The 4007-nt window shown below is 55.3% G+C and carries 3 protein-coding genes and 1 pseudogene; all 4 read left to right on the forward strand.

What is annotated here, in order from left to right; all coding sequences use genetic code 11:
- Nucleotides 1-45: 45 nt before the first annotated feature.
- Nucleotides 46-1758: pseudogene (locus AC2TEL_RS21575) on the forward strand (Tn3 family transposase); the annotation flags it as partial.
- A gap of 88 nt (nucleotides 1759-1846) precedes the next feature.
- Nucleotides 1847-2065 carry a replication initiation protein RepC gene (gene repC / locus AC2TEL_RS21580; protein ID WP_480843014.1) on the forward strand — a complete coding sequence of 73 codons (219 nt, stop codon included), beginning with the start codon at nucleotides 1847-1849 and terminating at the stop codon, nucleotides 2063-2065.
- 154 nt (nucleotides 2066-2219) lie between these two features.
- Nucleotides 2220-3329, forward strand: coding sequence for a DUF4172 domain-containing protein (locus tag AC2TEL_RS21585; protein WP_480843013.1), 1110 nt, complete (start codon nucleotides 2220-2222; stop codon nucleotides 3327-3329).
- Nucleotides 3330-3433: 104 nt separating this feature from the next.
- Nucleotides 3434-4007 (forward strand): transposase (locus AC2TEL_RS21590; protein ID WP_480906891.1); only part of this gene is annotated, 574 nt, incomplete at its 3' end.

The following is a 4007-nucleotide window of genomic DNA, read 5'->3' on the forward strand; positions in this document are numbered from 1 at the left end:
TACAGGCCGACGATGCACTAACAATCAATTTGGACCAGTCAGATGAGGCTGCTCACGCGCATGTTGCGGGCACTCAACATCAAAGCAGCTCCGGTTGCCGAACCGTTGCTGACCGCTGCGGAAATCATCGCAATTGGCGAAACAACGGCCGTCCGGTCGCGAAGTTTTCTGCGCCGCACCTCAAAATGGCATCGTCACCTGAGGGACGATAACGGGCACCGGCTATGGGAGGTGGCCGTCATGTGCCACCTGCGCGAGGGTTTTCGATCCGGCGACGTCTGGCTTGCCCATTCCCGACGTTATGGCGATCTCAAGGAAGCGCTTGTCCCCGCCGAGATCGCCCGGTCCACACCGAGACTGACCATGCCGTTTGAACCGGAAGCCTGGCTGGTAGATCGGAAGGCCCGTTTAGCCAATGGTTTGCAGAGACTTGCCCGTGCCGCCAGAGCTGGCGCGATTCCGGGAGGACTTATCGAAAACGGTAATCTCAAACTCGACCGGCTGACCGCTGCCGTCCCAGAAGAGGCCGACGCCATGGTACTCGACCTTTATCGACGACTACCGGAAACTAGGATCACCGATCTCCTGCTCGAGGTGGATGACGAGGTTGGCTTTACTGAGGCATTCACTCATCTGCGCACCGGCGTACCCTGCAAGGACAGGATAGGTATGTTGAATGTGTTGCTTGCTGAAGGGTTGAATATTGGTCTCAGCAAAATGGCAGGTGCCACAAACACCCACGATTATTTCTAGCTCTCCCGCTTGTCACGGTGGCACATTGAAAGCGAGGCAATGGCCCGCGCCCTGGCCGTGGTGATTGAGGGGCAATCTTCGTTGCCGATGGCTCAGTTCTGGGGCGCCGGGCAGGCCGCATCGAGCGACGGCCAGTTCTTCCCTACTTCACGTCAAGGCGAGGCAATGAATCTCGTTAATGCCAAATACGGCCACGAACCTGGGCTGAAGGCCTACACTCATGTCTTCGATCAGTTCGGTCCCTTCGCCACCCAAACCATCCCGGCCACGGTGAACGAAGCACCCTACATTCTGGATGGTTTGTTGATGACTGGTGCGGGTCAAAAAGTCCGGGAACAGTACGCTGATACAGGTGGCTTCACCGACCATGTCTTCGCGGTCACCGCTCTGCTGGGCTTCCAGTTCATTCCCTGCATCCGAGACCTGCCGTCCAAGCGCCTTTATCTCTTCGACCCCACATCCTGTCCGAAGGAACTGAAAGGCTTGATTGGGGGTAAGATCAGGGAGCCTGTCATCGCCGCGAACTGGCCGGATATCCTGCGCAGCGCCGCAACCATGGTGGCAGGGGCCATGCCTCCAAGCCAATTGTTGCGGAAATTTTCTGCCTATCCCCGCCAGCATGAGCTTGCGGTGGCGTTGAGAGAAATCGGACGAGTCGAACGGACACTATTCATCATCGACTGGTTGCTTGACGCCGACATGCAGCGCCGGGCGCAGATCGGCCTCAACAAAGGGGAGGCACACCACGCTTTGAAGAACGCGCTCCGCATCGGGCGGCAGGGCGAAATCCGTGACCGAACTTCAGAAGGACAGCACTATCGCATGGCTGGCCTGAACCTGCTCGCCGCGATTGTCATCTACTGGAACACCAAACACCTTGGAAACGCTGTCGCCGAGCGCCGCAGCGAAGGATTGGACTGCTCGCCCAACCTGCTGGCGCATATCTCGCCACTTGGATGGGCCCACATACTCCTGACAGGTGAATACAGGTGGCCCAAAAGGTGATCAGACGGTCTTAACGTAGGATCCTGCCCTCTCCGGCATCAGACCCCAACTACGCTTTGCTAAGGATCAGCACCACTGTGATCGGCTTATGGATGATATCGCCGAGTACCTGCGGCTTGGCCAAACCTGGTATGCAATGAAATCGGCGTTTGGCCCAGCTATTCGCTTCATTGTTCTCGGATACATTTTTCAACGTGCTGAGAACATACAGTCTCCAGGGGCTTACCTGATTTCATTACTGGCTAAAATCGAAAAGGGGGAACTATCTCCAAAGGCAATGCTGTCAAGTACCTCCAATGCTACGTAAATTTGGGGAAACTGGATGAGATTTACCGTTTTCAGATTACACGTCCAATCGATGATCGGACCGAAGAGTTTGAAAAAAGTGAGCAATAGGATTGACCTCTATAAATCATGTAACGATAAATAGTGAGTTATAGAAAGGAGGCTTATACCTCACGATGTGGAACTGGCAGAACCCTGATTGGCCGACTTTTCGTTACGATGCCACAAGACTCGAACCATACGAGCAACAGTTCCTGTTGTCTTCAGGGGAAGTTCTTGGAGCGGTTCATCATGTGAACACATCGGATCGAGATCAATTGCGTATCGACCTGCTAAGCGAAGAAGCGATGAAGACCAGCGCGATCGAAGGTGAGATGCTGGATCGTCTCAGCGTGCAATCTTCCTTGCGTCGGCATCTTGGACTGACTCCCGACAGCTATCCATCCAAACCGCGCGAGCAGGGCGTTTCTGAAATGATGGTGGATGTTTATTCCAATTATTCGGAACCACTGTCACACGACACCCTGTTTCGGTGGCATGACATGCTTCTGTCCCATGACAGGCGTCTGGAAACGATTGGATCATACCGGAGCCATGAGGATGCGATGCAAATCGTCTCAGGTAGGCTAGACCGTCCAACGGTTCATTTCGAAGCGCCACCTTCACGTCAGGTTCCGGCTGAAATGGACCAGTTCGTGACCTGGTTCAACCGGACCGCACCGGATGGTCCCGAACCATTGCGCGCACTGATCCGAGCGGGATTGAGCCATCTGTATTTCGAGAGCATTCACCCCTTTGAAGACGGCAATGGCCGGTTGGGCAGGGCGCTGGCTGAAAAGTCCCTGGCACAAAACATTGGTCAGCCCAGCCTGATTGCTCTTGCTTTCACGATCGAGCGAGAGCGGAAGACATATTATGATCAGCTCGAACGTCATCAAAAGACGCTAGACGTCACAGCTTGGCTCGTTTGGTTTGCCGAGACCGTCCTTACAGCGCAGCAGGTGACGCTTGAGCGCGTCGGCTTCTTCATATCAAAGGCGCATTTCTATGACCGGCATCGCGATCAGTTCAACGCCCGCCAAGGCAAGGTAATCGCCCGGCTATTCAAGGCTGGGCCGGTTGGGTTCAAAGGCGGATTGAGCGCCGAGAACTATATCTCGATCACCGGAACGTCCCGCGCCACAGCGACGCGGGATCTCCAGGATCTGGTCGAGAAGGGCGCTCTGACCCGAACGGGTGAACTTCGATACACGCGATATTGGTTAAAGCTGGATCGGAACGGGTAGGGGGCTGAAATACGGCACGAACGGCCTATTTCGTTGAAAAACTCTTGCTTGATCGTGAGGTAAGTCGCTGATTCAATTCTCCCCGAGGATGGGAGGACTGAGCGATGATGGGGCCGAAACAGGAAGCGCAGGCGGCGTTGTTCTACGAATTCTCTCTTGAGGATCATGTTCCCCAAGACCACTTGCTGCGCTCGATTGATCGCTTTGTTGATCTTAGCAGCATTCGAGCGCACCTTGCGGATTTTTACAGTCACACGGGTCGTCCATCGGTCGATCCCGAACTGCTGATCCGGATGCTGCTGGTCGGCTATTGCTTCAGCATCCGCTCTGAGCGACGGCTGTGCGAAGAGGTGCACCTAAACCTCGCCTACCGTTGGTTCTGCCGTCTCGATCTGACCGACCGTATCCCGGATCATTCGACCTTCTCCAAGAACCGGCATGGACGCTTCCGCGAGAGTGAGCTGCTGCGTCATCTGTTCGAGATGACGGTTGCGCGGTGCATCAAAGAGGGTCTGGTCAGCGGCCAGCGCATGGCAATCGACGCCAGTCTGATCGAAGCCGATGCAAACAAACAAAACTCAACGCCAAAGGAAGAATGGGGTGCATCAACCATCGATCCAGAAGATGCGCCCCGCGCGGTCCGCGCGTATCTCAACACGCTGGATGAGGCTGCTTTCG

The sequence above is a fragment of the Ruegeria sp. HKCCD9138 genome (genome assembly GCF_057220975.1).

What these genes read in the sequence shown, in the direction of transcription:
- AC2TEL_RS21585 (WP_480843013.1), top strand. Translation starts at nt 2,220, where the DNA reads ATGTGGAACTGGCAGAACCCTGATTGGCCGACTTTTCGTTACGATGCC.
- repC (WP_480843014.1), top strand. Translation starts at nt 1,847, where the DNA reads ATGGATGATATCGCCGAGTACCTGCGGCTTGGCCAAACCTGGTATGCA.